Genomic DNA, 3,245 nt, shown 5'->3' with positions numbered 1-3,245 from the left:
CATGCTCCATCTGGACGCGCGCGGAAACCTGACCACCATCGATGTCGTCGACAGCGCCGGCCCGCGCCTGGACGAGGCCGCCGTGAAGGCGGCCAGGGCCTCGACCTTTTCGCCCGCGCAAAACGGCGGAGTCGCCATGCCCTGCCGGGCAGTGCTGCCCATCCGCTTCACCTTGAAAAGCTAGACCCGGCAGGCTTTCAAAACGCAACCAGAAATAATTTTAAGACGACATTTGACTTCTATAAACTACAAGCGTACGAACAAAACGACATTACACGGATGAATCCCGGCTGGACACGGAGCACGCTTCGAAAAGACCGGGACTGGGCACACCACAAACGGAAAGGAGCGAGCAATGCGGGGAGGTCTTTGGACGCGGGCGTGCGTGACGGCGTGCCTGGGCGTGATGATGGGGTGGGGACCGGCCTGGGCCGGGGACAACGCGACCCAGAACCAGGGCGCGTTCAGTCTGGGTGAAATCGAGGTCGTGGAGCAGAGCGACGGCTCACCCAACGTGTCGGTGCAGCGCGTGGACGAACAGACCATGCGCGCCTTCAATGCCGACACCGTGGACCAGGCCGTGAACATGCTCCCCGGCGTGACCCTGTCCAAATTCGGAGCCCGCAACGAACGCATGATCTCCGTGCGCGGCATGGACCAGAAGCATGTGCCCGTCTACATGGACGGCATCCCGATCTACGTGCCTTACGACGGCTATCCGGACCTGAGCCGCTTCAACACCTACGACCTGGCCAATATCACCGTGTCCAAGGGTTTTTCCTCGGTCCTGTACGGTCCCAACACCATGGGCGGAGCCATCAATCTGGTTTCCAAACGGCCGGCCAGGGAATTCGAGGCGACCACGGGTTTCGGTGTGGGCTCCTATTCCTACAACGGCTATCTGAACATGGGCACCAATCAGGGCCTGTGGTATCTCCAGGGCTGCTTTTCCCACGCCAATTCCGACGCCTACCCGCTGTCCGGCGATTTCGAGGACATGGCCACCGAAAACGGCGGCGAACGCGAGAATTCCTACACCAAGGACACCAAGGGCAGCATCAAATTCGGCTGGACCCCCAATTCCAAGGACGAATACGCCCTGACCTACGTCAATCAGCACGGCAAGAAAGGCACGCCGCCTTATGCCGGAACCAGCTCGTCCGTCACCCCGCGCTACTGGCGCTGGCCCTACTGGGACAAGGAAAGCGTCTACTTCAACTCTGAAACGTGGATTGGCGGCGACTATTACGCCAAGACGCGCCTCTATTACGACGAATTTCAGAACAGCCTGTACAGCTACGACGACGATACCTACGCGACCATCACCAAAAAGTACGCCTTCAAAAGCGCCTACGACGACCACACCGTGGGCGGCTCCATGGAACTGGGAACCTATGCCCTGGAGAACCAGGAACTGAAAATGGCCCTGCACTACAAGAAGGACTACCACTCGGAATGGGCCCCGGACACGCCGGACGTGGAGATGGAGGAAGACCTGTTCTCCATCGGCCTGGAGGACACGATTCATTTCACGGACGAATTCTACGCCATCGCCGGAGTGGGCTATGACCACGTCGACACCAGGCAGGCCGATAATCTGGTGGGCGGCGTGATCTCGGACTTTCCGACGAACGACGCCGACGCCGTCAATCCGCAACTCGGCCTCTTCTACAAGGTCTGCCCCGAAGGTCTGGCCCACGTCAGCGTGGCCATGAAATCCCGCCTACCGTCCATCAAGGACAAGTTCTCCTATAAAATGGGCAAGGCTCTGCCCAATCCGGAGCTCGATCCCGAACGGTCCGTCAACTACGAGCTTGGCTACCAGCACATCTTCGACGAATGGATCACGATGGAAGCCAACCTCTTCTTCAACGACATCAGCGACTATATTCTGTACAAGACAATGCCCAATCCGGACAATCCGTCCAAAACCCTGAACCAAAACCAAAACATCGGCGACGTGGATATGTACGGCGTGGAGCTTGGAGTCACGGCCAGACCCTGGACACAACTGACCACGGGCGTGAACTACACCTACATCGAGTACGAGAACCACACCAACGACGACGAATTACTGAACACACCCTCGCACAAGATTTTCGCCTACATCGACTACCACCCCTGGGAACGCCTGGGGCTCATGGCCGACGTGGAGCACAACTCGGATCGCTTCAGCTCCACCGACGGCGAACGCGTCGCCGAGGGCTACACCGTGGTCGGCGTCAAGGCGACCTATGAGTTCATGGACAAAAAATTCATCGAGGCGGGGCTGAACAACCTCTTCGACACGGACCACGAAATCGACGAAGGCTACCCCGAAGCGGGGCAAACCTGGTTCGCCAACCTGCGCATGGAGTTTTAAGTGATGGATCAGCGGGAATGGAACTATCGTGATATGGACTGGAACGGCATCTGGCGCGCCCACCACGACCACAAAAACAAAAAAGAATGGAGCACGACCAACCATTGGGACAAACGGGCCAAGGAATTCACCAGGGCCGTGACTCGTGGCGACTATGTGGAGCAATTTCTGGAGTTGTGCGATGTCCGCCCCGAGGAATCGGTGCTCGACATCGGGGCCGCGGCCGGCACCCTGGCCGCCCCTCTGGCCGGGCGCGCGACTTCGGTCACGGCCCTGGAGCCCTCGATCATGATGCGGGAACTGCTCCGCAAGCGCTGCGCAAGCGAGGGCATCCGCAACCTCCGCGCAGTGGAGGGACGCTGGGAGGACGATTGGGACGCCCTGGGCATCGCGCCGCACGACGTGGCCATCGCCTCGCGTTCCCTTATCGTGGAAGACCTGAGCCTGGCCATCGACAAGCTCCAGGCATACGCCTCCCGCCGGGCCTATCTCTCGACCCTGGTCGATGACGGCCCCTTCGACCGGAATCTGATCACGGCCGTGGGACGCGAATTCACGCCGGGCGTCGATTACATCGTGGTCCTCAACTATCTGCGCCAGATTGGCATCTACGCCAACCTGACCTTCACCACCCACCGGGAGGCGCGACAGTTCGCCAGCCTGGACGAGGCCGTGACCGGTCTGTCCTGGATGGTCCATGACATCACGGACGCGGAACAAAACAAACTGCGGGAGTATCTCGACGCCACGTTGGTCCACGTCGATGGCATGCTGCGTCTGCCCCGGCCGCGCCCCGTGCGCTGGGCCGTGATGTGGTGGGACAAGGAGGACACATGCGCCGCCAATTGAATATATTTCGATATCTGACCCTGGCCGTGGCCTT

The 3,245-nt window shown here is 59.9% G+C and carries 3 protein-coding genes; all 3 read left to right on the top strand.

The window, feature by feature from the left end; translation table 11 throughout:
* Window position 1: 1 nt before the first annotated feature.
* The 3 genes from EOL86_13175 to EOL86_13165 all read left to right on the top strand — a co-directional run bounded on the left by EOL86_13175 (window position 2) and on the right by EOL86_13165 (window position 3,211).
* Window positions 2–184: a TonB family protein gene (locus tag EOL86_13175; protein ID NCD26526.1), complete on the top strand. Its 183-nt coding sequence runs from the start codon at window positions 2–4 to the stop codon at window positions 182–184.
* A 171-nt stretch (window positions 185–355) separates the two neighbouring features.
* A complete protein-coding gene (locus EOL86_13170; protein NCD26525.1) occupies window positions 356–2,362 on the top strand; it encodes a TonB-dependent receptor in 2,007 nt (668 codons plus the stop codon).
* 3 nt (window positions 2,363–2,365) lie between these two features.
* On the top strand, window positions 2,366–3,211 hold the full coding sequence (locus tag EOL86_13165; GenBank protein ID NCD26524.1) for a class I SAM-dependent methyltransferase: 846 nt from the start codon (window positions 2,366–2,368) through the stop codon (window positions 3,209–3,211).
* Window positions 3,212–3,245 lie beyond the last annotated feature (34 nt).

The organism is Deltaproteobacteria bacterium, assembly GCA_009930495.1.
In the GTDB taxonomy this organism is placed as follows: Bacteria; Desulfobacterota; Desulfovibrionia; order Desulfovibrionales; family Desulfomicrobiaceae; genus Desulfomicrobium.
Note: the sequence above shows the minus strand (reverse complement) of the source record. Positions and strands in the feature narration are given on the sequence as shown.

What these genes read in the sequence shown, in the direction of transcription:
- EOL86_13165 (NCD26524.1), top strand. Translation starts at nt 2,366, where the DNA reads ATGGATCAGCGGGAATGGAACTATCGTGATATGGACTGGAACGGCATC.
- EOL86_13170 (NCD26525.1), top strand. Translation starts at nt 356, where the DNA reads ATGCGGGGAGGTCTTTGGACGCGGGCGTGCGTGACGGCGTGCCTGGGC.
- EOL86_13175 (NCD26526.1), top strand. Translation starts at nt 2, where the DNA reads ATGCTCCATCTGGACGCGCGCGGAAACCTGACCACCATCGATGTCGTC.